This window comes from Shewanella sp. TB7-MNA-CIBAN-0143, assembly GCF_040310065.1.
GTDB lineage: Bacteria > Pseudomonadota > Gammaproteobacteria > Enterobacterales > Shewanellaceae > Shewanella.
Map to the genome: position 1 here is coordinate 113,678 of NZ_JBEOPL010000017.1, position 24,646 is coordinate 138,323.

General features: G+C 42.0%; 25 protein-coding genes and 4 tRNA genes. 13 read left to right on the forward strand and 16 right to left on the reverse strand.

Features of this window, described 5'->3' with window-relative positions:
• The first annotated feature begins 30 nt into the window (after positions 1-30).
• The 4 genes from AAEY97_RS14840 (at position 31) to AAEY97_RS14855 (ending at position 3,567) form a co-directional block, all read left to right on the forward strand.
• Entirely contained in the window at positions 31-378 is a 348-nt protein-coding gene (locus AAEY97_RS14840) for a cupin domain-containing protein (RefSeq protein WP_162023764.1), read from the forward strand.
• Complete coding sequence (locus tag AAEY97_RS14845) at positions 375-1,661, forward strand: MFS transporter (RefSeq protein WP_101088732.1); 1,287 nt, start codon at positions 375-377, stop codon at positions 1,659-1,661. Before AAEY97_RS14840 ends, AAEY97_RS14845 begins: the two co-directional genes overlap by 4 nt.
• A gap of 2 nt (positions 1,662-1,663) precedes the next feature.
• Positions 1,664-2,605: a sugar kinase gene (locus AAEY97_RS14850; RefSeq protein WP_350999693.1), complete on the forward strand. Its 942-nt coding sequence runs from the start codon at positions 1,664-1,666 to the stop codon at positions 2,603-2,605.
• Between the two features lie 188 nt (positions 2,606-2,793).
• Positions 2,794-3,567 carry a class I SAM-dependent methyltransferase gene (locus AAEY97_RS14855; protein ID WP_350999696.1) on the forward strand — a complete coding sequence of 258 codons (774 nt, stop codon included), beginning with the start codon at positions 2,794-2,796 and terminating at the stop codon, positions 3,565-3,567.
• Between the two features lie 30 nt (positions 3,568-3,597).
• Here the strand turns inward: AAEY97_RS14855 and AAEY97_RS14860 are convergent, their stop codons facing one another.
• Positions 3,598-4,476 carry a sterol desaturase family protein gene (locus AAEY97_RS14860; protein ID WP_101088729.1) on the reverse strand — a complete coding sequence of 293 codons (879 nt, stop codon included), beginning with the start codon at positions 4,474-4,476 and terminating at the stop codon, positions 3,598-3,600.
• 223 nt (positions 4,477-4,699) lie between these two features.
• Positions 4,700-5,725, reverse strand: a complete 1,026-nt coding sequence (locus AAEY97_RS14865; RefSeq protein ID WP_350979180.1) for a DUF2804 domain-containing protein — start codon at positions 5,723-5,725, stop codon at positions 4,700-4,702.
• 281 nt (positions 5,726-6,006) lie between these two features.
• Between AAEY97_RS14865 and AAEY97_RS14870 the strand changes: the two genes are divergently transcribed.
• From AAEY97_RS14870 to AAEY97_RS14885, 4 genes are all read left to right on the forward strand, one after another.
• A complete protein-coding gene (locus tag AAEY97_RS14870; RefSeq protein ID WP_011638554.1) occupies positions 6,007-6,573 on the forward strand; it encodes a YajG family lipoprotein in 567 nt (188 codons plus the stop codon).
• A gap of 60 nt (positions 6,574-6,633) precedes the next feature.
• Positions 6,634-7,218, forward strand: a complete 585-nt coding sequence (locus AAEY97_RS14875) for a peptidylprolyl isomerase (protein WP_182744290.1) — start codon at positions 6,634-6,636, stop codon at positions 7,216-7,218.
• A gap of 360 nt (positions 7,219-7,578) precedes the next feature.
• Positions 7,579-7,911, forward strand: a complete 333-nt coding sequence (locus AAEY97_RS14880; RefSeq protein ID WP_162024390.1) for a hypothetical protein — start codon at positions 7,579-7,581, stop codon at positions 7,909-7,911.
• A 128-nt stretch (positions 7,912-8,039) separates the two neighbouring features.
• The gene (locus tag AAEY97_RS14885) at positions 8,040-9,467 is read left to right on the forward strand and encodes an AmpG family muropeptide MFS transporter (RefSeq protein ID WP_182744291.1); all 1,428 of its coding nucleotides are present in this window, start codon (positions 8,040-8,042) and stop codon (positions 9,465-9,467) included.
• Between the two features lie 180 nt (positions 9,468-9,647).
• Here AAEY97_RS14885 and AAEY97_RS14890 read toward each other — a convergent pair whose 3' ends face one another.
• Positions 9,648-10,133 (reverse strand): YajQ family cyclic di-GMP-binding protein, encoded by a 486-nt coding sequence (locus AAEY97_RS14890; RefSeq protein ID WP_101088723.1) that lies wholly within the window; start codon positions 10,131-10,133, stop codon positions 9,648-9,650.
• A 336-nt stretch (positions 10,134-10,469) separates the two neighbouring features.
• Between AAEY97_RS14890 and AAEY97_RS14895 the strand changes: the two genes are divergently transcribed.
• Together AAEY97_RS14895 and AAEY97_RS14900 are read left to right on the forward strand one after the other, a co-directional pair.
• The gene (locus AAEY97_RS14895) at positions 10,470-10,826 is read left to right on the forward strand and encodes a VanZ family protein (RefSeq protein WP_101088722.1); all 357 of its coding nucleotides are present in this window, start codon (positions 10,470-10,472) and stop codon (positions 10,824-10,826) included.
• 6 nt (positions 10,827-10,832) lie between these two features.
• A complete protein-coding gene (locus AAEY97_RS14900) occupies positions 10,833-11,810 on the forward strand; it encodes a ketopantoate reductase family protein (protein ID WP_350999699.1) in 978 nt (325 codons plus the stop codon).
• Positions 11,811-11,904: 94 nt separating this feature from the next.
• Here the strand turns inward: AAEY97_RS14900 and AAEY97_RS14905 are convergent, their stop codons facing one another.
• From AAEY97_RS14905 to hemA, 8 genes are all read right to left on the reverse strand, one after another.
• On the reverse strand, positions 11,905-12,777 hold the full coding sequence (locus AAEY97_RS14905; protein ID WP_350999701.1) for a DMT family transporter: 873 nt from the start codon (positions 12,775-12,777) through the stop codon (positions 11,905-11,907).
• Between the two features lie 169 nt (positions 12,778-12,946).
• Complete coding sequence (gene kdsA, locus AAEY97_RS14910) at positions 12,947-13,798, reverse strand: 3-deoxy-8-phosphooctulonate synthase (RefSeq protein WP_011636211.1); 852 nt, start codon at positions 13,796-13,798, stop codon at positions 12,947-12,949.
• Between the two features lie 17 nt (positions 13,799-13,815).
• Positions 13,816-15,063, reverse strand: a complete 1,248-nt coding sequence (locus AAEY97_RS14915) for a DUF819 family protein (protein WP_101088719.1) — start codon at positions 15,061-15,063, stop codon at positions 13,816-13,818.
• Between the two features lie 193 nt (positions 15,064-15,256).
• On the reverse strand, positions 15,257-16,045 hold the full coding sequence (locus AAEY97_RS14920) for a transglutaminase family protein (protein WP_101088718.1): 789 nt from the start codon (positions 16,043-16,045) through the stop codon (positions 15,257-15,259).
• 10 nt (positions 16,046-16,055) lie between these two features.
• Entirely contained in the window at positions 16,056-16,451 is a 396-nt protein-coding gene (locus AAEY97_RS14925) for a SirB2 family protein (protein WP_011636208.1), read from the reverse strand.
• A gap of 124 nt (positions 16,452-16,575) precedes the next feature.
• The gene (gene prmC / locus AAEY97_RS14930) at positions 16,576-17,430 is read right to left on the reverse strand and encodes a peptide chain release factor N(5)-glutamine methyltransferase (RefSeq protein WP_059744790.1); all 855 of its coding nucleotides are present in this window, start codon (positions 17,428-17,430) and stop codon (positions 16,576-16,578) included.
• 9 nt (positions 17,431-17,439) lie between these two features.
• Positions 17,440-18,525 carry a peptide chain release factor 1 gene (prfA, locus tag AAEY97_RS14935; protein ID WP_011636206.1) on the reverse strand — a complete coding sequence of 362 codons (1,086 nt, stop codon included), beginning with the start codon at positions 18,523-18,525 and terminating at the stop codon, positions 17,440-17,442.
• A gap of 14 nt (positions 18,526-18,539) precedes the next feature.
• Positions 18,540-19,790, reverse strand: coding sequence for a glutamyl-tRNA reductase (hemA, locus tag AAEY97_RS14940; protein WP_101088716.1), 1,251 nt, complete (start codon positions 19,788-19,790; stop codon positions 18,540-18,542).
• Positions 19,791-20,027: 237 nt separating this feature from the next.
• Between hemA and lolB the strand changes: the two genes are divergently transcribed.
• The 3 genes from lolB (at position 20,028) to AAEY97_RS14955 (ending at position 22,596) form a co-directional block, all read left to right on the forward strand.
• Entirely contained in the window at positions 20,028-20,639 is a 612-nt protein-coding gene (gene lolB / locus AAEY97_RS14945) for a lipoprotein insertase outer membrane protein LolB (RefSeq protein WP_350999704.1), read from the forward strand.
• 46 nt (positions 20,640-20,685) lie between these two features.
• Positions 20,686-21,558, forward strand: coding sequence for a 4-(cytidine 5'-diphospho)-2-C-methyl-D-erythritol kinase (gene ispE, locus AAEY97_RS14950; RefSeq protein ID WP_101088714.1), 873 nt, complete (start codon positions 20,686-20,688; stop codon positions 21,556-21,558).
• Between the two features lie 90 nt (positions 21,559-21,648).
• On the forward strand, positions 21,649-22,596 hold the full coding sequence (locus AAEY97_RS14955; protein WP_011636202.1) for a ribose-phosphate pyrophosphokinase: 948 nt from the start codon (positions 21,649-21,651) through the stop codon (positions 22,594-22,596).
• A gap of 266 nt (positions 22,597-22,862) precedes the next feature.
• Here AAEY97_RS14955 and AAEY97_RS14960 read toward each other — a convergent pair whose 3' ends face one another.
• From AAEY97_RS14960 to AAEY97_RS14980, 5 genes are all read right to left on the reverse strand, one after another.
• On the reverse strand, positions 22,863-23,888 hold the full coding sequence (locus AAEY97_RS14960; protein WP_350979185.1) for a patatin-like phospholipase family protein: 1,026 nt from the start codon (positions 23,886-23,888) through the stop codon (positions 22,863-22,865).
• 299 nt (positions 23,889-24,187) lie between these two features.
• A tRNA-Gln gene (locus tag AAEY97_RS14965) sits at positions 24,188-24,262 on the reverse strand.
• A 48-nt stretch (positions 24,263-24,310) separates the two neighbouring features.
• Positions 24,311-24,395, reverse strand: a tRNA-Leu gene (locus AAEY97_RS14970).
• A 93-nt stretch (positions 24,396-24,488) separates the two neighbouring features.
• Positions 24,489-24,565 (reverse strand) — tRNA-Met (locus AAEY97_RS14975).
• Between the two features lie 5 nt (positions 24,566-24,570).
• A tRNA-Gln gene (locus AAEY97_RS14980) sits at positions 24,571-24,645 on the reverse strand.
• Between the last annotated feature and the right edge of the window lies 1 nt (position 24,646).

Genomic DNA, 24,646 nt, shown 5'->3' on the forward strand with positions numbered 1-24,646 from the left:
ACAAAATTAAAATAAAAAGGAATAAACACCATGCAGCAAAGTGAACATTTTTCATTTGGGGAACAAACAGAAATCGAAGATATTGGCGGAGGGTTAAAGCGCCAAATGCTTGGATTTAATCATGAACTCATGGCAGTAAAGATTTGGTTTGATAAGGGAGCAGAAGGCTATGTGCATGCTCATCGCCATTCACAAGTATCTTATGTGGTAGAAGGTGAGTTTCATGTCAATGTCGATGGTGTGATTAAGGTGCTAACGGCTGGAGACAGCTTCTTTGTGCCACCTCATGTAGACCATGGTGCAGTTTGCCCAACTGGTGGCATTTTAATTGATACCTTTAGCCCGGCTAGAGAAGATTTTGTTGAGGGTTTAGCATGAAAAAAGTTCCCCTTAAATTGAAGCACCTACGTTGGCTTGTTGTCAGCTTAGTGGCACTCGCTACCGTCATTAACTACATCGACCGATCTGCCCTTGCCATTATGTGGCCAGGCATTGCAGAAGATTTAGGTTTAGATAAAAGTGATTATGCCAACATTATTACCGTGTTCATGATCTCATACGCAATTGGTCAGTCTCTATTTGGTAAGATATTTGATGCTATTGGTACACGCCTAGGTTTTTTATTATCCATTGTAGTGTGGTCGGTCTCAATCGCCCTCCATGCTGTTGCAGCAAGCGTTACCTCATTTGCTATTTTTAGAGCCATGCTCGGGCTAGGTGAAGCGGGTAACTGGCCTGGCGCAACCAAAGCGAATGCTGAATGGTTTCCGATTAAAGAACGCGCTCTAGCACAAGGCATCTTCAATGCTGGTGCGTCTTTAGGCTCGATTATCGCCCCACCATTAATTGCTTTTTTGTATGCCTTTTTAGGATGGCAGGCAACCTTTATCGTCATTGGTAGTTTGGGTATTCTTTGGATTTTACCTTGGTTGATTGTTTATAAATCATCACCAGACTCACATCCATGGATCACTGAAGAAGAACGCCAACATATCTTAACCGGACAACGATGCACTTCAGAAAAACAACAGGACAAAGAATACGTGCCCACTATGGGACAGTTATTACGCCACCGTCAAACTTGGGGAGTGATTGCAGCACGTTTCTTTATCGACCCTATCTGGTGGTTATTTGTTGCTTGGCTACCATTGTATTTAAACGAAAAATTTGGCTTTGATGTTAAACAAATTGGCGCATTTGCTTGGTTACCTTATGTCGGAGCTGCCATCGGAGCATTATTTGGTGGCTGGTTTAGTGGCCACTTGATGAGCCGAGGCTGGTCGGTGAATAAAGCCCGTCGTAGTGCAATTGTCTTAGGTTGTATGGTTATGCTGCCAGCACTGTTACTGACATCTCTTGCTGCAACGCCTTGGATGGCAATGGGCCTTATAGCGCTTATCTTATTTGGTTTTCAAACAGCTATAGGCAACGTTCAAACATTACCAAGTGATTACTTCTCCGGTAAAACTGTCGGAACCTTAGCTGGTATTAGTGGTACATCGGCAGTATTAAGTGTAATTATCACCATCCAATTAGTGCCAATGATGACCAAAGGCGGTGACTATACGCCATTCTTTATTTTAGGTGCGGCGTTAGTTCCACTAGCATTAATTTCGTTGTGGTTAGGCGGAAAAATTGAACCGGTAAAAAGGAAGGCATAACCGTGAAGAGTCTGTATTTATTTGGTGAGTGTATGGTCGAATTACAGCGTGTAACGGCCACCAGTTTACAGCAATCTTTTGCTGGTGACGTGTATAACACTGGGGTTTACCTTAAACGCACCTTTAGTGATATTAATACCCACCTAGTCACAGCCATTGGCCAAGATAGTTTTAGCCAGGCCATGTTGCAACGCTTTGACGATGAAAAAATTAATACTGATATGGTCTTTCAAAGCACTGACAAAATTGCCGGCCTGTATGCAATACAAACCGACAGTAAAGGCGAGCGCAGCTTTACATACTGGCGCAACGATTCAGCCGCCAAGCAAATCATGCAATTTATTGATGATGCAGCCATCAGTAAAATATCTCAGGCAGATATGGTGTTTTTTTCAGGCATTTCTTTAGCGGTTATTAATGAAGAAGATCGAGACGCATTTTGGTTACTGATTAAACAATGTAAGCAAGCAGGTGTCAGTATTGTATTTGACCCTAACTACCGCGCAAGAATGTGGCACAGTCCAGACCAAGCAAAGGCACAGTTTGATATTGCGTTTAGTGTGGCCGATGTCGTACTGCCAGGTGTTGATGACTTTAATCAACTTTACGGTATTAGCTCCGTTGAAGACATTATTGCGTTCTGCCAGCCTTACGACATTAATGAACTGGTGATAAAAAATGGTGAAAACGGCATTAATTATGTAATTAATGGTCAGCAACAGCATTTTTCAATCACACCAGTAACGAATGTTGTCGACACCACATCAGCGGGGGACTCGTTTAATGGGGTGTATTTAGGCGCACGCTTAACTGGCGCAGATATCAGCACAGCGATAAAATTAGCCTCCCAAGCAGCAGGATTTGTGATCCAACATAAAGGTGCCATAGCACCTAAAATTGAGTTTCATCAATTTATTGAACGTCAAAAATTAATCATGCAATAACAGCTAAAGAGTCATCTTTTGTCGCTTTTAAAAAGGCTTGATAACACTGAGTTATCAAGCCTTTTTATTTGTTAAGCAAAAAGTAACACATCGCCTATTGAGCCATTCGTGTTTTAGCTTCAAACCAAGTAACATTATTGAATCATTTCGATAATTTACCCCATTAAAGCAATAAGAAGACATTGAACATGGACTATTTAGCCATCAATAAACACGCATGGAACCAGCGAACTCAAATCCACCTCGATTCAACATTTTACGATTTAGACGCATTTATCCAAGGTAAGTCATCATTAAACCCCATTGAACTTGAACAAGTCGGCGATGTGCACCACAAAAGCCTGTTGCACCTACAATGTCACTTTGGACAAGACAGCTTATCGTGGGCAAGGCTTGGCGCCAATGTCACTGGCGTAGATTTATCAAGCGAGTCGATTGCAACTGCAAAAAAACTGGCTGCTCAATTACACTTACCAGCAACATTCATCAATAATGACATCTATCAATTTGGTGACCACAATGTCGAGCAATATGACATCGTATTCACCTCTTATGGGGTGTTAGCTTGGTTACCCGATTTAACTCGCTGGGCGCAAACCATTGCTGGAGCATTACGTCCAGGCGGTGAATTTCATTTGGTTGAGTTCCACCCTTTTAATGATGTGTTGTGTGGTTATGGCTACTTTCCACAGACACAACCGGATATCGAAGATGAAGTCACCTACACCGAAAACCACAATGACCAAATTGAAACGGTAGTCACTTGGCCACATCCGATAAGCGAAGTCATTAGCGCACTCATTAGTGCAGGACTCTGTATCGAAGCGTTTAACGAGCACCCTTACAGTCCCTACAACTGCGTCGAAGGTTTGGAGTTTGTGGTAGGCAAAGGTTACCAGCTGAAACATCAAGACCACCTCATCCCACTTATTTACTCTATTAAAGCAAGCAAAGTGGGATAAGTACTAGTCTGAAGCCTGTTTACAGCGGGCTCAAATATCGGATTTAGTGGATGACTGTTGATGTGTTGAAGGCGGTGCAAATAATATCCGTAAACGTTGTGTTAGCGATAATTGCGCTTGGGTAACATCACCCCACATGTCGCGCCATTCACTAAACGTTACCACTAACGGATTAAAACTGTTTACCGGTTTGGTAATACCGTACACCACAGTTTCATTTTCAGGCTCAAACGTACCAAACATTTTGTCCCATATAATCAGCACACCGGCATAATTTTTGTCGATATATTGTGGGTTGCGCCCATGATGAACACGATGATGGGACGGTGTATTGAAAATCAATTCTAACGGTCCTAACGATTTAATCGCTTGAGTGTGAACAAAGAACTGCAATCCAAGGTTGAGCAACACCGCAAACACCACCCAGTTAGGATCAAAGCCAATCACCACCAGCGGTAACCAAAACAACCACATGCCTGCCAACGGGTACATTAAGCTTTGTCTAAAGGCGGTGCTGAAGTTCATGTTTTCTGAGCTGTGATGCACCACATGTGCAGCCCACATCCAACGGATACGATGGCTAGCGCGATGAAACCAGTAATAACAAAAGTCTTGCGCAATGAGCAATAAACCAAAAGTGAATAATGTCATTTCGATATCAAATAAGCGCCAGCCAAAAAAGTGTAAGTAGATCGTTGCAATCAATAAGCCCGCGATAATATCCGCCACTTGATGCATTCCAGCCAATACAAAATTGCACAACACTTCGGCAGGGCGATATTGGGCATTACTCGGCAATCGCTGGGCACGAACACCAAACCACCACTCCAATAAAATGCAGCCAAAAAAAATCGGCGCTAACACCAGTAATAACCACTCTGGGTGAGCTATCAGTAAATCCATGTCCATATGTTATCCATTTATATTTATTATTATGTTAACAACGTTTGTAATAACGCTTCGCTACTTCGCATTCCTAATCAAATAGCTCTTCCGGCACAACCCATTTTAGTAAACCGCTTTAATACTCCGTTTTTAATAGGCCGTTTTTAATAGGCCGTTTTTAATAGGCCGTTTTTAATAGGCCATAGACTAAAAAGGTCACTAATCTAGTCGACACCGTTAATCGTCATCACCATTTGGCAAAATGATCTTCTGTTAATCCTAGCTGGTTAGTTAACTTATATTGATTACCATTGTTGTCGCAAATCACTCCGCTAAAGTAGCCAATGTATTGTCTAAAGTTGTTTTTTAACCAGATTAAATTGAGCTTTTCGCTGCGTTGATTTAACGGCCTAAAATGCAAATCGACATTGCCATCATTAGTGGTGATATGCCACACATCTTGTTGTGAGTGTCGATTAAAATCAAACTGTGCCCCGCCCAGTATATGGCGTTGGCCATTTATCCACATCACATTTTCTGTTTGACCCGTTTCATTAACGCCAGCGGCTAAATTCAACCCAATAATCCCGGCGTCAGTTTTGGCATTCATTGAAGCCCAGCGCCAACTGGTTTCGCGGCGCATAAACCCAGCCGAAAAGTCATAACCTGCAAGCGCATATTGTAAAGGCTGCGGTTCATGATGAATAGTTAATTGCCCTGTTACGGCCAAGCCATTGTGCTTTTGAGTATAGGTCCAACCGTTATAACCCGTTGGGGTACACAAACTGATGGGTAAACTCAACGGCGCAGGTTGAATACGTAAATTGGCTTGTATGTCTGCAAGGTTAATCTCGACTTGCCATTGTCCGTCGACAATATTGATAACAATACCTTTGTGTTTACGGCCAATTTCGGCGCGCCCACGCTTAGGAGAGTCACTTAGCTGGCAGCCAAACCCGAATGGCGTTAGCCATTGCGTTTGGGTCAGCTTGTTAGTTTTAATGTCATAAAGGTAGCAAAAACCATTGGCGACATAACGAATATCGGCAATCGCCAGGGCGATAATATAATGAGGAGTGATAATACTAACGAATTGGAATTGTTTAAAATCAAAGTACTTAGCCATTGCCGATGCAGGCTTGTCCATTACCGTCGAATAAGCAAACTGATTAACATTGAGTGAATCAACAATCCCATCAAATATGCCAAACACAGGCTGGCCGTTGACATTAATCAATTTATCAGGAGCCAATTGCGGCTGTTTATGTTGCATTACATTACCTACATCATGTTGTTTATCAAACTTAAGTTACATATCACTAACCTGAATTGATCAGTCATTAATGTCAATAACCAAGTATATGGTTGCCGTATAATCCCATTAAAATGACGTTAAAATGACGTTAAAACCAGATATTAATAAGTGATGACGCCTGCATAACTTGTAATGGGCATCACTCTAGTTCTCTTTATAACAACATAACCTTAGCGATACTGGAAACCCAGACAAATTCTGGTATCATTTATCTACCTTTTACTGGTTATTGTTGTCTCATGAAGTTATTGATCCCTATTTTACTGTCCACATTATTGTTGTCGGCTTGCGCAAGTTATGAACCGACTCATGTTGGTCTTAATCCCACGCTGGGTCCGATTCAGTTACAAACTGAAGTCGATTTCCCTGTACTGGTCGACACCATCGATACTCGCGAAGCAAGCTTTGTGGTGCGCTTTAATGAAGAAGGCAAATCACCAAGATTAGTCAGCGCCAGTGAGCCCATCCGTCAACAGTTGGATACACTGTTCCGTAATGGCATGAACAAAGCCGGTTATGTTATTGACCCTGCCGCACGCAATTCAGTGCAGTTTCAGCTAAATTACTTGTTAGCTGACGTCACGGATACCACGTTCAGTTACGAATCAAAAACACGTTTAGTTATCAATGTATTGGCTAAAAACTCACAACAAGAGTTCACCAAATCCTATAACGCTAATGGCTATTTAAAAGGCCCGTTAAGCCCAGATTTTGCCACTCTTGAATTAGATATCACCAAACTCGTTGATAAGCTCACCACTGAAATTCTTAACGATGAAGAGTTACACCAATTTATTCAACGTTAATCCAACCCGCTTTATCAGGTATTGGCATCGAGAGATGCCAATAAAAAAGGACGTCACATTATGTTGAAATGGTTATCCACTTGCCTACTGTTATTGACCAGCTTAAGTTCCAACGCTGCGGTCGACATTCAAAAAGACACTTTATATCCGCAAGTAGAGTTGGACACATCTATGGGGAAAATAGTGGTTGAGTTAGATCGCACTCGTGCACCGCTTACCGTAGATAACTTTTTAACCTATGTGGTTAAAGGCGAATATGACAATACTATTTTTCATCGTGTGATTGCCGAATTTGTAGTGCAAGGTGGCGGGTTAACCACTAAATTAGAAGAACGCCCTTCGCTAGAGCCTGTTGTAAATGAGTCAGGTAATGGTTTATCAAACTCCCTTGGCACAATTGCCATGGCTCGAGATAACGATCCTCATTCAGCAACACGTCAGTTTTACTTCAACCTAGGTGACAATAAAAAATTAGACCCTTCTAAACGTCGTTGGGGCTATACCGTTTTTGGTGAAGTGACTCAGGGGATGGATGTATTAGAAGCCATTTCATTGGTACCAACTGAACATAACACCACCCTAAATTGGCCCGATTTTCCGGTTAATACTGTCATGTTGAAAAAAGCGACTCTACTGCCTCGCTAATATCCCACTAATCGCCTATACCTACCGATGGTCATGTTAATGCATGCCATCGGCATTTATGTTGTTTCCAACAATGTCATATTGGCCAGTCTTATCTCGGTCAATATTATCTCAACCAGTTTTAGCTCGATTAATTGGTCCAAACTTGCTCAATATTGTAACGCCATAAATTGTTACCCTATACATTTTTACTAGCTGATAAATCAACTAAATAGCACTATTGAATGACTGAATCGACACTTTTTTGAGCTTTTGACTATCGACAGCTAAATTAACGTCTATACTCTATTTGACCCATTCACCAAGTTAGCTGCGCAATTCTTCGCAACCGCATTTCGAATATTCAAGGACGCAATTATGATGACGGCTAATGATTTTATTGAAACCAAAGCACCACAACTTGCCTATTTTGGTAAAGCCTTTTTAAATAATCAATTAGATTACAAAGAGATACAGATCTATATGTGGGATGTGCTGGAAGAGTGGCAATTTATATCAAATAATCCCATCCAATTAGCCGAACAACCTAGCGATACCGAGAAAGTGTTTTGGCACTTATTGTATTGCTTCGATCATTGGTCTGGTTGGGCAATTAAAGGCAATCAATACTTACGCCAGCAAGTTCATGAATGTTGCGACTACATTAATATTGGCGGCAATGTGCCACAAAGTTGTATTGGTATCAGACCTTAAGGCGATTATCTTAAATCTGCTCTGAATGCTAATTTAACCTCAAACTGACTGAATAATCTTTTAGAATGGCTTGAACCTAAACCCCTTGCAACATAAGCTAGAGCCATTCTCCTTTATCCAGTTGTCTTATGTCGGTTTTCTTGTCTCGTACCCGTGAAGCGTTATCGGTTTACTACCACAAACGAGTATTTATTTTACTCTTGCTGGGGTTTTCTGCCGGCTTACCATTAATGTTAGTCTTTTCGACCTTAAGTTTTTGGTTACGTGAAGCTGGCATCGACAGAGCGGCGATTGGTTATTTTAGCTGGATAGCACTAACGTATGCATTTAAATGGGCGTGGTCGCCATTAGTCGATCGTATGTCATTGCCCTTTTTTACCCGTTTTTTAGGACGACGACGCGGATGGATGCTGTTCGCACAACTGTGCTTAGTCGGCGCCATACTCGGTATGTCTGTTAGCGATCCAGTGGTCAATCTTGAACGTTTGGCCTTATGCGCCCTACTTTTGGCATTTGCCTCCGCCACCCAAGACATTGTCATTGATGCTTTTCGGATTGAATCCGCCCCTGAAAAAATGCAAGCAGCGCTTGCTGCAGCGTACCAAGTCGGTTATCGCAGTGCGATGATCATTGCCACAGCAGGCGCATTAACCATTGCAGCTTGGGTGTCTCCTGGCGATGATGCTTACAACTTAGAAGCTTGGCAAACAGCTTACTTTGCCATGGCGATGTTAATGGGCATTGGTATCATTACCACGTTATGTGCCAAAGAACCGCAGGTCGATACCAAACAGGCTGACGATAAAGAACGCCTATTAAGAGCCGAGTTTGCTGCCAAATACCCTGCTAAAGTCGCTGGGGCATTAGCCTGGTTATACAGCGCAAGCGTATTGCCTTTTATTGACTTTTTTAAGCGTTATGGCAAAAGTGCGATTCTGATTTTGTTGTTAATCTCGTGCTATCGCATTTCCGATATTGTCATGGGTATTATGGCAAATGTGTTTTATGTTGATATCGGGTTTAGCAAAGAAGAAATCGCTTTTATCAGTAAAGTCTATGGTTTGATCATGACCTTAGTCGGCGCCGCTTTTGGTGGTGTGTTGCTTATGCGTTATGGCACCATGAAAATTCTATTCTTAGGTGCCTTGTTAGTCGCGGTCACTAACCTGTTGTTTGCTTGGCAAGCGTATATTGGCTACAACGTGCCATTTTTAACCTTGGCCATATCGGTAGATAATTTTAGTGCAGGTATCGCGACCGCGGCGTTTATCGCTTATTTGTCCAGTTTAACCAGCAGTGGTTATAGCGCGACACAATATGCGTTATTGTCTTCGATAATGTTACTATTTCCTAAATTTATCGCAGGATTTTCGGGCTTGTATGTTGATGCTTTTGGTTACATCAATTTCTTTATTGCAGCGAGTTTGATTGGCTTTCCGGTGTTGCTATTAGTGGTGTTGGTGAATCGATCGCAAAACCAAGTGATTATTTCCAATGCGGCATCAACAGAGGGATCTATCGATGTGTCGACTGATGTTGGTAAACCACCACTATAGCAACTGTATTACTCTTTTTACGTCATCCCGGTAATGCTTATGAGCCGAGATCTAACTTTTTATCTTTTAGCTGTTATGTTAATTCCAATAATCAATGAAATATAAAAAAGCCGATAGGGTTTCCCTTATCGGCTTTTTTATCTCTGCGCACTTGCCTGTGCAGAATTTATCACTTCAGGATTAGTCTCTGAAGTTGTCGAACTGGAATGGTTGTCCGAGTTCTGATTCTTTGGCTAGACGCATGACCGCTTGTAGGTCATCGCGCTTTTTGCCAGTGATGCGTACTGAGTCGCCTTGAATAGCGGCTTGCACTTTAAGCTTGCTGTCTTTGATGGCTTTAACTAGCTTTTTAGCAATCAGTGAATCGATACCTTGCTTAAAATTAACTTTTAAACTGAAGGTTTTGCCACTGTGAACCGCTTTATCATCGACTTCCATTGACGACGGATCGACGTTGCGTTTACTCAACTGAATACGCAAAATATCAACGAGCTGCTTACAAATAAAATCATCTTCCGCTTTTAGCGTGACAACGTTGTCTTTGTATTCAATTTCAATTTCTTTACCACGTAAATCAAATCGGCTAGCCACTTCACGGCGAGAGTTTTCTACCGCGTTACGTAATTCTTCTTCATCAACTTCCGACACAATATCCATAGATGGCATGTTGCTTTCCTCTTTGATTCATCACATTTATATACGGCTATTTTACACTAGGAGTCATTAACAGGATAGTGGAGTACACTTAGGCTCTATTAAACCGATTATCGTGCGCTAATATCCCATTGATTAACAAAATATCATTAACCAGCTATTTTAAATGATAATGTAGTTAAAACGCCCATTCTATTGAGTTTTACGACTATGGGTTTGTCATTATCGATAGTAAAAACGGCCCATTTTGAACAATTGTTACTTTCTATAGAGGTTAATTAGTGACAATTTTAAACAGGTTTCTTATTATTAGCGATATTCTCATTTCACAAGGCTGATGTTACGCTCGTGATCACTTATAAAAACATTTTTAAACTTGCGTTAGTTGTTGCTGTGATAGTGACTAGCTATCTTGTTTTTTCAAAACCAAGTTACCCGCAAACGTTCGCCCATATGGATAAAGTGGGCCATTTAGGCAGTTTTTTAGCCCTTTCATATCTAGCACATTACGCTTTTAAACCGCGTTGGTATTTTTTGTGTACCTCTTTGGCTGCCTATGCAGTGTTAATTGAATTGATTCAATCTCGCTTACCTTATCGCAGTGCATCAGCTGCCGATGTAATTGCCGATTTTGTCGGGATTGCATTATTTTACTTATTGCACTTTTCTATCAATAAGTACCGTAAATTAAAAGCGAATCGTTAATACCTCATGGTAAGAACATCAGCGTTGCCAGCGTCATCCACACACGACAATAATGCTCTTATTGCCGTTTTAGGTGCAGGTGCGATTGGGCAATTGATGTATCATAAATTGAGTGTTAATACCCAAGAAACTCAAGTAAACGAGGTGATGTTGATTGGCAGAGATAAGCAGACTCGCCATCAACAATTGCGTTTTATTGACCACACCCAACACACCCATGAAGCCTTAGCGACTATATTGGGAACAGATGATAACCGCTTAGCGCGAGTTGAATTACTGTTTGTGTGTGTTAAAGCCTATCAAGTCGAGCAAGCGCTTTTACCTTTATTACCGAAACTGTCGCCTCAATGCCATATTGTATTACTGCATAATGGTTTAGGGCCGCACTTACCTGTTGCTGCAGCCCTTATGCGTTATAAGGATATGGGCTTAACCTTAGGCACCACTTCACAAGCGGCGTTGAAGTTAAGCCAGTGGCAGGTGAAGTACAGTGGTTTGGGTGTGACTCAGCTAGGTCATTATTGTGGCTCTGTTATGTCGGCAGCATTAAAGACATGCTTAACTCGTCTACATAGTGACAACCAACCGATTGAGTGGCATCAACCTGTATTACCAGTCTTGTGGCAAAAGCTGGCCATTAATGCAGTAATAAACCCGTTAACTGTGTTAAATCAATGTGCTAATGGTCAATTGGCAGCAACAGAATATCAATCACAGATCAGTGCCATTATCGATGAGCTAGTAGAAGTGGCTAAATATGATGGCATCATATTAGATAAGGCGGCTGTCAAAGTGCGGGTTTATCAGGTGATTGAGTTAACCTCGGCAAACTTCTCATCTATGTATCAAGATGTCGCCCACAGCAGACCGACTGAAATTAACGAGATAAATGGCTACATTTGCCAGCAAGCCAAGGCGCTTCATCTTAATGTGCCCAATAATCAATATCTCGTCGACAAGGTTTTGCAATTGAGTAAATCTTGAATGCGATGCTATCACTCGCCTCAACTCAATTTAAATCATCGGGTAAGTCAGCCCAAATCAAAATATTTAGACTGATAACTATTCGCTACTGGATTTAGCTCCGCATGACCAAAACAGCTGCTATCGCGATTAAAATCAAACCCGCTACATCGTTAATTTTAACTTTATCTTTAAGCCAAAAAACAGCGATCATCAAGGTAAAAAACACCTCAATCTGGCCGAGTGTTTTAACATAAGGCACAGCCTGCAAAGACATTGCACTGAACCAACCAATTGAACCGATACAACTGGTGATACTAATTGATAAAGTTAATGTGGGTCGTTGCCACAACGCCGCTAAAGTCGATTTATCTTTTGCCAGCAAATAGCCTATTAGCACGATGGTTTGTAAGCCAATAACCCACAGTAATACCCATGCAGCACGATGCGTAAACGGCCCTTGTAGGGTTAAACTTGCTTCGCGCACCCATAGGGAAGTCAACGCAAAAGCACTGCCACACGCAAGCCCTAACAAGACTGTTTTAACTGAGAGCTGTTTAAAACCTTGTTTGCTGCTTAACAACATTATTGCTAAGCCGCCAATAACAACGCCTATCCAGCCTAATAGAGATAATTGAGTGCCGAAAAATAGCACCCCAAGTATTGCAGCGACTAATGCTTCACTTTTAGCCAGCCCGGCACCAATGGCAAAGTTTTGCATTTTAAACAGTTTAACCATCAAGCCTGTTGCTAGAATTTGCATCGATGATGCACCAATGACAAAGCCCCAAAATGTCCCTGTAAACTCAGGTAATGCACTTGGTTGATATTGATGTAAACCATACAGATAACACGCAGCAATAGGGCCGGCCCAAATGAATCGAGCCAAGGTAACACCTGCAACACTGACTTCTTTACTGAGTTTGCTTTGAAATGCATTGCGCCACGCCTGCATAAACGCAGCGAGGAAGGTAAACATGATCCACATAATTAACTATTGCTCATTACATAAAAAAGCCCTGAAACTCGGTAAAAAGTCAGGGCTTATACAAGGGAAATTAGATTACTGTTTACGACCATTAAAAGACACTGATTAAATGCCTAATTGATTAAAAATCAACTTACCGCTGTTTCAGTCTTTCAATGTCATTGATGGCTTACTTGCTGGTATCAATAAACTCAAAAGATTTAACCAATTCATCAACCGCTTTCATCTGGGTTAGGTATTTCTCTAATAGATGCAGTGGTAGCGCACATGGGCCATCGCATTTTGCATTATCAGGATCGGGATGGGCTTCGATAAATAGACCCGCTAAACCTAATGCCATACCACTACGAGCAAGCTCGGTTGCTTGTGCACGACGTCCACCAGCAGAATCGGCTCGTCCACCAGGACGTTGTAGTGCATGAGTGGCATCAAATATTACCGGATAACCGGTTTGTTTCATTTCGTCCATGCCTAGCATGTCTACAACGAGGTTGTTGTAACCAAAACTACTGCCACGTTCACATAAAATAATATTGTCATTACCGGCTTCGTTAAACTTGGTAATGATGTGACGCATTTCGTGTGGCGCTAGAAACTGCGGTTTTTTCACATTGATCACTGCACCGGTTTTCGCCATTGCCACTACAAGATCAGTTTGGCGTGCTAAAAATGCAGGCAACTGAATAATATCGACAACTTCTGCAACTGGCGCACACTGATGAATTTCATGCACATCGGTTATCATCGGTACGTTAAAGGTTGATTTTATTTCTTCAAAAATACGTAAACCTTCTTCCATACCAGGGCCACGGTATGAGTTAACCGATGAACGATTGGCTTTATCAAAAGACGCTTTAAACACATATGGAATGCCAAGCTTTTGGGTCACTTCCACATAATGCTCGGCAATCGACATTGCTAAATCGCGCGACTCAAGCACATTCATACCACCAAATAACACGAACGGCTTATCGTTAGCGACTTGAACGTTATTAGATAACTGAATAATTTTTTGATCCATTTGATCCTCTTAGCGCATTACGCTGCAACAATTTGTAATAACTGACCACATAGCCATGCCATGTAAGTACCTAATGCATAACCGAATACTGCCAACAACACCCCTACAGGTGCTAATGCTGGATGGAACGCAGCAGCCACCACTGGCGCCGATGCAGCTCCGCCCACGTTTGCCTGGCTGCCCACTGCCATATAAAACAATGGCGCTTTAATGAGTTTAGCAACCAATAACATTAATCCTGCATGCACTAACATCCACACGATACCGATTAAGAAATAAATAGGCGTATCCATGACTTTAGACACATCCATATGCAAACCTATGGTTGCAACGAGAATGTATAAAAATGCCGAGGCGATTTTAGATGCGCCAGAGGCTTCAAGATGACGCACAGGGCTAAATGAAAGTCCTAAGCCAATAGTAGTCACAATTACCACTAACCAGAAGAATTTAGAGGTTAAACTGTAATCTTCGGTCCACGGATAGTTGGCTTCAAAGAATGGCCCCAAGAAATCTGCCGCAAAATGGGCAAAACCTGTCACCCCAAACCCAACAGCCACAATTAACATGATGTCGCGAAGTGATGGAATACGTGAATTCTCGGCGTGGTACTTTTCTACTTTCTCTTTTAGTGCTTCAATTGCCGTGGTGTCTGCACCCGTTCTGGCATCAATCTCTTTAGCTTTTGATGCCATAAACAGCAGTACTGCCATCCAGATATTGGCCACGATGACATCTACCGTAACCATTACCGAGAATATCTCACCACCGACCGAATAAATCTCTTTCATCGCGGCTTGGTTTGCACCACCACCAATCCAACTTCCCGCTAAGGTTGTCATGCCGCGCCATACGGCATCTGGACCATTACCACCTAGTAGTGATGGATCTATCATTGATACGCTTAATAGCGCAATCGGTCCGCCAATAACAATACCCAGCGTGCCGGTTAAAAACATTATCACCGCTTTAGGGCCTAAACTCAGGATGGCTTTTAAATCGACACTTAAAATCAATAACACTAAACACGCAGGCAATAAATACCGCGAAGCAACAAAATACAGTTGTGACGCATGACCATCGATCACGCCAAAAGTGTTTAATAATGAAGGTAAGAAATAGCACAGTAGTAATGCTGGGATGTATTTATAGAATTTTTGCCAAAACGGATGGGTAGATGAACTAGTGTAAAAAACAAAACCTAAAATAACGGCGAGTATACCCAGTGCGGTGGCATCATTGCTCACCATTGCTGACGTTGTCATGCAGTGTTCTCCCTTACAAATACATTATATTTTTTGTTGTTATTGTGATTGTTATTGCGAAAATCAATGGTGATTAAAATCGCATGATTTCGCAGCAGAGCTTTTAAAACTGAGCTTGCTGGCGCCCGACTTGCGAACTAAAGCCACTTTGAGTTAACCCAAAGCAGCCTGTTCGGCAGGTAATATCACATCATTAATGATAAACCTGCATATGTTGACTGAGTTCCTTTAATTGAATCTTAACCAGCTCAATCACCGGATCATGAGGACTCAAATCAATGAAGTGTTGTAAATCAGACATGGCCACTTTAATGCAACCTAATTGCTGCGCAATAAACGCTCGCTCGCGATTAAGATGTACATCATCTGGATGCCATTGTAATAATAAATTACAGCATTCCATTGCCTGTTCAAATTTATGACTGACAATACAACCCGCTTTTAGCTCATGTAACATGCGGCTAATTAATCGTTTTAGCGTAGCTGTTTTTAGATGACTCGGCTTTAATTTAGCCGCATTACCCAATTCACCGCGTACAAATGCATGCAACTGATGACGGCTAAGCTCTTCACCTGTAAGCGGATCATGATATCTAATAACATCATTCACTTGGCTTTTTAATACCGTATTACCGGGTAATAAAACCGCCTCGAGTGTTAAGTCGAGTTGCTTAGCCAATAAAATGAGTAATATTGATAACGTGGTGCTGTTACCTTGACGCTTTAACACGCAATAGCTTAAATCTGCCGCCTCAACACTAAAATAGTCATCGCGAGCACAAAAGCCTAAATCATTGTAAAACCACTTAAACAGACCTTCAAGCCGTGCTTGTTGGTCAACAACATAGTGACTCAATACCGAACCAGCCATTTCATACCATGCCCACATAGCAGGTTTAGAGGTTGAAAAGCCAAGATGTTCAGAGAGTTCAAATGCAGTTTCAGGTATCGAAACTGCATCATCAAGATGATATTTTGCCATTAAAAACCAATTAACCCATGAATACGACTTGTTTAAAATGAGCCAGTTTGGCCGCTAACACTACCCAACCTATTGCACCGATAAAAGCAAAAAACTTAAACAGTTTATTACGGTTAGATTTAAGTGCCATGATGCCTAAAGCAATGTATGCCGCAACACAGATGATTTTTTCTGTCATCCATGGATCAACAAAAGGATATTGTTTGATCATAAAGCAAAGAGTGAAGCCTGATAGTAATAAAAAGGTATCAATAACATGTGGCGCCACTTTAACAAACTTTTTTTCCATAATAGGAGACTGACGTAAATGCAAAACAAAACGCACGATAAAAAAGATCACACTCATGGCAACTAGCATCATGTGAGTATGCTTTACCGCTGGATATAAACTGTAAAATGTTTCCATTAATTAAGTCTCATTAAAAAGGTCAAAATAAAAGGTGGCTAGTCTACTCTATCAACCAGCCACATACCAATATCACGATGAGTGTTATTTACTTAGAAGGGAAACGCCGAGTAAGACAGGATTATCAATCAGCCCATTGTCCTAGCGTACATCGATCATTGCTGCCAAAGTCTCGCACTGTGGCGACATTTTGATAACCCAGCTCAATCAGTTTTTCACGAACTTTGATTGCCTGCTCATAGCCATGCTCAAGCAATAAGTAACCACCGGGAAGTAAATGAGCCCGTGCTTGCTCTGCAATGTAATACAAATCAGCATAACCTTCATTGCCTGCGGTGAGTGCACTTTGCGGTTCAAAGCGAACATCGCCTAAATGAAGATGCTCATCGGCCTCATCAATGTAAGGAGGATTAGACACAATTAAATCAAAATCGCGCTGCTCTACCGCTGAAAACCAGTCCGACTGGATAATTTCGACTTCGGTTAAATTAAGATTACCGCGATTAGCTTTAGCAAGCTCGACAGCCTCAGGCACATTATCAATGGCAGTAATTCGCCATTTTGGCCGCTCAGACGCTAGAGCCAATGCAATGGCCCCCGTTCCGGTACCTAAATCCAATACTTTGGCATTGTGACGCACAGATAAGTTCAGTGCCGTCTCTACTAAAATTTCAGTATCAGGTCGTGGAATAAGGGTGGAGTCGTTAACAATGAAGGGTAATGACCAAAACTCTCGCTCACCAATAATATGCGCAACCGGAGTGCCACTTTGACGCTTAGTAATCATCTGACTATAAGCTTTAAATTGCTCACTGGTCAGCTGACGCTCAGGCCAAGTGTATAAAAAACTGCGATTTTTATTCATACAATGCAATAGCAATGCCTCTGCATCTACATGTGCAGATTCAGAGGTTGCAGCTAATTGTGAATAAGCCCATTGTAGGGCTTCAGCAATTGTTGAATACGAAGACTGAGTCAAGAGCACTCCTTAATCGTCAGCTAACGCTGCAAGCATGTCTGCTTGATGTTCTAGCATGATAGGATCAAGCAAGACATTTAAATCGCCTTCCATGACTTCATTCAAGCGATATAGCGTTAAGTTGATACGATGATCACTTACGCGACCTTGTGGGTAATTGTACGTTCTAATACGTTCAGAACGATCACCACTGGCCACTAAACTACGGCGGGTTGTTTCTTCAGCGCTACGTCTTTTTTCATCTTCAACCGCTTGAATACGCGCGGCCAATACACTCATCGCTTGCGCACGGTTTTTATGTTGTGAGCGCTGATCCTGACACTCAACAATAATGCCAGATGGAATATGGGTAATACGAATAGCAGAATCGGTTTTGTTAACGTGCTGACCACCCGCACCAGAAGCGCGGAATGTATCCACTTTTAAGTCTGCTGCATTAATCGAAATCGCTTCAGCCTCTGGTACTTCATGCAATACCACAACAGTACAAGCAGAAGTATGCACACGGCCTTGAGATTCGGTTTCAGGCACACGTTGAACGCGATGTCCGCCTGACTCAAACTTTAATTTGCCGTAAGCACCGTCACCACTGATTTTAACAATGATTTCTTTAAAGCCGCCATGCTCGCCTTCGTTGACATTCATCACTTCCATTTGCCAACGGTTGGCTTCACAGTAACGTGAATACATACGGTATAAGTCGCCAGCAAAAATAGCCGCTTCATCACCACCAGCACCGGCGCGAATTTCAAGAAACGCGTTGGTGTCATCGTTAGGGTCTGTTGGCAATAGTAAAACTTGTAATTCATCTTCAAGCTTTTCTAGCACTTGCTTTGACTGCTTATACTCATCTTGCGCCATTTCGCGCATTTCAAGATCGTCTTCTTCAAGCATCTCTTTGGCGTAGTCGAAATCTTTTTGAGCTTGTTGAAATGCCTTAAAGCTACTCACAACATCTTCAAGTTGAGAATATTCTTTTGATAATCCACGAAAACGGTCTTGATCCGAAATCACGGTAGCATCACTAAGTAACGCTAATACTTCTTCATTACGTTCGAGCAAGCCTTCAAGCTTGCGGATAACGGATTCTTTCATTTAGCTCGCTAACCTTAGTTTTTATCTAAACCAAGCGCAGTTCTTAATTGGCCTAACGTATTCAAATCACCTTGGCGGCTTGCTGAAGTGAGCGCTTGTGTAGGTGAATGTATCAAACGATTGGTCAGCCTGTTAGCTAACTCAAGTATCACTTGTTCACTATCACTGCCTTGAGATAATTTATTCAAGGCACGTTCAACTAATTCATCTTTAATAGCCAAGCTCTGGCTGCGATATTCGCGAATACTGTCGACTGACTCTAAAGACCTAATCCACTCCATAAATAAGTGTGATTGATCTTCAGTAATTAATTCTGCTTGCTCGGCGGCTTCTTTACGTGAAGCCATGTTCTGTTCAATTATGCTATGCAGATCGTCTACAGTATAAAGGAATGCGTCGTCTAACTCACCGACTTCTGCTTCAATATCTCTTGGAACTGCAATATCCACCAACAACATAGGTTGGTGACGACGCTGTTTTAGCGCTTTTTCGACCATACCTTTACCTAAAATAGGCAAAGGGCTGGCGGTAGAGGATATCACGATATCGGCTTTAGCGAGAAAGTCTGGTATTTGTTCTAAGGTAATTGCGGTCGCATTAAACTCTTCACACATGGCTTGAGCACGTTCAATCGTGCGATTTGCCACCACCATAGAAGCAACACCATTATCTTTAAGGTGCTTAGCGACTAATTCAATGGTTTCTCCAGCACCAATGAGTAACACCTTAGTGGTGCTCAACGATGAGAAAATATGTTTGGCCATGCTGACAGCGGCAAAGGCAACAGAAACCGCGGCGGCACCGATTTCAGTGTCAGTACGCACTTTTTTAGCCACAGAGAAAGTATTTTGAAATAAACGATCGATGGTTAATGCAATAGTGCCTGCTTCTTTGGCTTTCACAAACGCTTGTTTGACCTGTCCCAAAATTTGCGGTTCGCCTAGCACCAGAGAATCTAAACCTGACGCTACCCGCATTAAATGTTTGACAGCAACTTGTTCTTCATAGGCGTAGATACACGGCATTAAATCGCTATGTTCTAAACCATGATAATCTTCTAACCATTCAATAATGTCTTCCTTTTCAGCATTATTGCAATATAGCTCAGTTCGGTTACAGGTAGACACAATAACAGCCTCACCCGTGCGGGTGCGACTGGCCAAGCTTTTCATGGCATCATGAATGCGGTCTGGAGAGAAAGCGACTTTTTCACGCAAATCTACCGTGGCGGTTTTATGGTTTATCCCGATTATTACTAGGCTCATTAGACGGTATCAAGTTCTTTTCGGTGACGTTAATTAGGCTATTCTACTGAATTGGACCAACTAAAAACACAATTGGCTTAACAAAACCGAATAAATGTCTAAATTTTTATTTATTGATCACATATCTATTGTGCAAACCATTACATTAATATCACATTAATTTTGGCAAAAGCATTTTTACATAATGGCTTAAGCCCAGTATCATAAGATCATCTTAAGCAACCGCTAGGCAATCCATTGCGTTTATCTGCATCTTTATTTCATACAGCTCTCATTACCGTGTTGCTTGTCTTAGCCGGTTGTAGTGTCACTCCATCTGATGATTTCACCCCTATCGATGTGACCAACGCAGCTCGAGCCAAAGCATGGGAACTTCAAGGCAAAATTGCCGTCAAGACATCGCAAGACAAATTCAGCACCAATTTGTATTGGCTACATCAACCTAAAGCAAATGATTTACGCCTAACAACGGTATTAGGTACTACAGTATTAACCCTTAAGACAAATCAAGGTATGGCGACACTTGAAGTTGACGGCAAAACCTATCGTGACAGTAATGCACAAGATTTACTGACAGGTATTAGCGGATGGTCAATCCCGCTTGATAGCCTTCCTTTATGGATTACCGGCCAAATTGGCAGCAATGATAACATTGTCAGCTATAATCCTGACGGCACAATTAAACAATTAATCAGTCACGACTCTGAAGCCAATTGGGTAGTCAGTTTTCTCGGTTGGCAACAACAAAGCGGCGCGCTTGTGCCTAGGTTGTTGAAGGTTGAGCGTGAAAATGTACAAATAAAAATTCAAACTAATCAATGGACAGCGGTAGCAGCCAAAACTAAATAACGTTAAATATTCAGTGCTGGCTAATCAACAAGGTAGTGAACAAAACATGACATCGACGAAATCACGCAAATCAGCGGTATCCAAAAGTTGGCCTGCTCCTGCAAAACTGAATTTATTTTTACATGTAACTGGTCAACGAGCCGATGGCTATCACGAATTACAAACACTATTTCAATTTATTGACCATTGTGACTACCTTGATTTTCATATCACAGACACACCAGATTTAATTCTCCATTCTACGATGTCCGATTCTGTCGCTAACAGCGATAACTTAATTCTTAAGGCCGCAAAATCACTTAAGCGTTACGCCCAATATCAAGGCGGTGCGCATATTTGGTTAGAAAAATTGTTGCCTATGGGTGGTGGTTTAGGCGGCGGTTCATCTGATGCGGCAACCACATTAGTGGCGCTAAATGCCTTATGGAAAACCAATGTTTCACCCAGTAAACTGGCTGAAATTGGCTTAACGCTTGGTGCGGATGTCCCTGTTTTTATTAATGGTTTATCTGCGTTTGCCGAAGGTGTAGGTGAGAAGTTAATCACAGTACAACCACCCGAGTCATGGTATTTAGTTATTGTCCCTGATGTACATGTGTCAACCCAAGATGTTTTTCAACATCCTGATTTGCCACGTAACACACCAAAATTGGATATGAGTAGTTTAATGACTCAACAATGGAGTAATGATTGTCAGAAACTGGTCACAACTAAGCACCCTCAAGTTGCCAATGCCTTAAGCTGGCTGGTAGAATATGCGCCGTCGAGAATGACCGGAACAGGTGCATGCGTGTTCGGGGAATTTACACATTCGCAACAAGCCCTTGACGCTTTAGCCAAATTACCGGCTGATATGCGAGGTTTTGTCGCAAAAGGGATGAACAAGTCGCCATTACAAATACGACTTGAGCAGCTCTAACAACATTATTTCTTCTGGGTCAGTTTTGAGTGACAACACGTAAAATTGATCTAGCCTTTAATCGTAAAGCAAACACCTGAGGTTCATAAAGTGCCCGACATCAAGCTCTTTGCTGGTAACGCTACCCCAAATCTAGCCGCCAAGATAGCCGACCGTTTATTTTGCAAACTTGGCGACGCAGTTGTAGGCCGTTTCAGCGACGGTGAAATCAGTGTTCAAATAAACGAGAATGTACGTGGTGCGGATGTGTTCATCATCCAATCTACTTGCGCACCAACTAACGATAATCTCATGGAGCTTATTGTAATGGTTGACGCGCTACGTCGTGCATCAGCGGGTCGTATTACTGCCGTTATTCCGTACTTTGGTTATGCTCGTCAAGACCGCCGTGTACGCAGTGCACGTGTACCCATTACCGCAAAAGTTGTTGCAGATTTCTTGTCAAGCGTGGGTGTTGACCGCGTATTGACTTGTGACTTACATGCTGAGCAAATTCAAGGTTTCTTTGATGTCCCTGTTGATAACGTGTTCGGTAGCCCTGTGTTACTTGAAGACATGTTGGCAAAGAAATTAGAAAATCCTGTTGTTGTGTCTCCTGATATTGGCGGTGTAGTTCGTGCTCGTGCAGTTGCCAAGCTATTAGATGATTCTGACCTTGCGATTATCGATAAGCGTCGTCCACAAGCTAACGTTGCCCAAGTAATGCATATTATTGGTGATGTTCAAGGCCGTGATTGCATCATCGTTGATGACATGATCGACACGGGTGGCACCTTATGTAAAGCTGCTGAAGCATTAAAAGAACATGGCGCTAACCGCGTGTTCGCTTATGCTACTCATCCGGTATTCTCAGGCAATGCTGCTGAAAATATTGCTAATTCTGTTATCGATGAAGTTATCGTGACAGACACGGTGCCATTAAGCCCTGAAATGCTGAAAGTGGCTAAAGTGACCCAGCTAACGATGTCTGCAGTATTAGCTGAAGCGATTCGTCGCGTTAGCAACGAAGAGTCAATCTCTGCGATGTTCCGCCACTAATCATCTTTAGTGAGTGAAACAACTAAACGCACTCTTACGAGTGCGTTTTTGTTTGGTTAAACCTCGCAAAAATACTTTATATAAGTTACTTGAGAAATAAGCCGAACCACCATTACCAGATGTTCGTCATTATTGAATGGCAGATGTCTAACATTATCCGTCAAATCATTCTACAACCTTCAAGCATTCAACTCATAAGTGCATTTATTGATTGAATCAATAGCATCATCTCATCGTCCGCTTCCAAACCCAAAAACCAGACTCATCTATGCAGTCATGCTTTGCATGACTGCATTCGACTCTAGCGGATGCTGAGAATGTGCAGAATAGAATGCCTTTTGAGTGTGTAAAAAAGTATTGCCCGCAGTGATACCGGTTTGATAATCATGGCGTAAGCCCATATCTGTGCTACCCAACAATTTGCTTTGCAGATCATCATCAGCAAAAATTTGAATGATCTCGACATCATCTGGTGGATTGGCGATAAACGCGAGCTCTTGTTCGTAAGCATGTTCATGCTGAACCAAGTAATCTATGGTTTTGGGACAATAACCTGACACACAAATCCATGATTTTAATTTATGCACCCAAGCAGACTGTGCATGAAAATCTGCATTAACAGTACGAATTACCACTATTTTTCTCGCACCACGGCGATATGCTTCACGAACCGGTAACGGCGCAGCCAGTCCACCATCAAGATAAAAGTCCGCTTGAGGGTAATCATCGTCGGTATGAACTTGATTAGCTGCACTGGCGGTTAACCAGGGCGCAAGTTTAACCCCCTGTTTATATAGAAAGGGTAATGCACTTGAGGCTTTAAGCAATTCGCGCCAGTGGTCATTATCACCATTTGGGCGTAAGAAATAACCTTGTCGGTCGCGTGAATTAGTTGCGGTGATCAGTAACTCGCGTTGTCCCAAAGATTTTGCTGCTGCGGTAAAGTCTAAGGCAAAACTACCTTGAGTCGTTTTATCAAAGTACCAGTCCAAATCGACAACATTTCCGCCAACTAACCCTCGGCCCAGTTGGTAAAATCGCTTATGTCGTGATAACCCACGGATTAATCGCTTGGCATAGCCTTTTTGGCGAGATAAATAACTCGTGAGATTTTGTGAACCAGCAGATGTGCCTATGAATAAATCAAAGGGATCAAAATCATTATCTAACCACGCATCTAAAACACCAGCAGTGAATATCCCTCGCTGACCACCACCTTCAGCAATCAGTGCCATCTTGGGTTGTGATGCTTCATAAGGGTTCGTTAATGGTGTTGGTGTTAGGACGTTCATGATAAGCCTTTCTAAAAATATTCACTGCATAAGACAAGTCTAAACAACAGTAAGTAAAATAGATAACCGATAGAATCAATCGCGTTGATAGGAAAATACTATTGGTAAACAATACCGATTGTATTAATTATCTGCTTATTCAGAGTAACTTGATAGCAGATGGGATAAGGCTAAGGGGTGATTTTCTTTGAGCAGTATTAACATCAACAGGCTTCAATATGCTCAAAACATTTTGCTGAAAATATTTTGCTGAAAAAGAATAGCAAAAAGCCCGTCTATAAGACGGGCTTTTTGGAATTTGGCTGGGATACAAGGATTCGAACCTTGGAATGCTGAGATCAAAACCCAGTGCCTTACCGCTTGGCGATATCCCAATAGTATTTTTTAAACAGATATGAAGAACAATTGTGACTAAAATTTGATGGTACGGAAAGAGAGACTTGAACTCTCACACCTCGCGGCACCAGAACCTAAATCTGGCGTGTCTACCAATTCCACCATTCCCGCATCAAATTTTAACTTAGAGTATACTCTTTTTATTTCAGAGTAAACTTTGCTTTACCAGCTAACGTAAGTACAACTCACTCTACACAGTAAATATGGTAGCAATGGCGGGACTTGAACCTGCGACCCCAGCATTATGAGTGCTGTGCTCTAACCAGCTGAGCTACATTGCCAAAGATGGCTGGGATACAAGGATTCGAACCTTGGAATGCTGAGATCAAAACCCAGTGCCTTACCGCTTGGCGATATCCCAA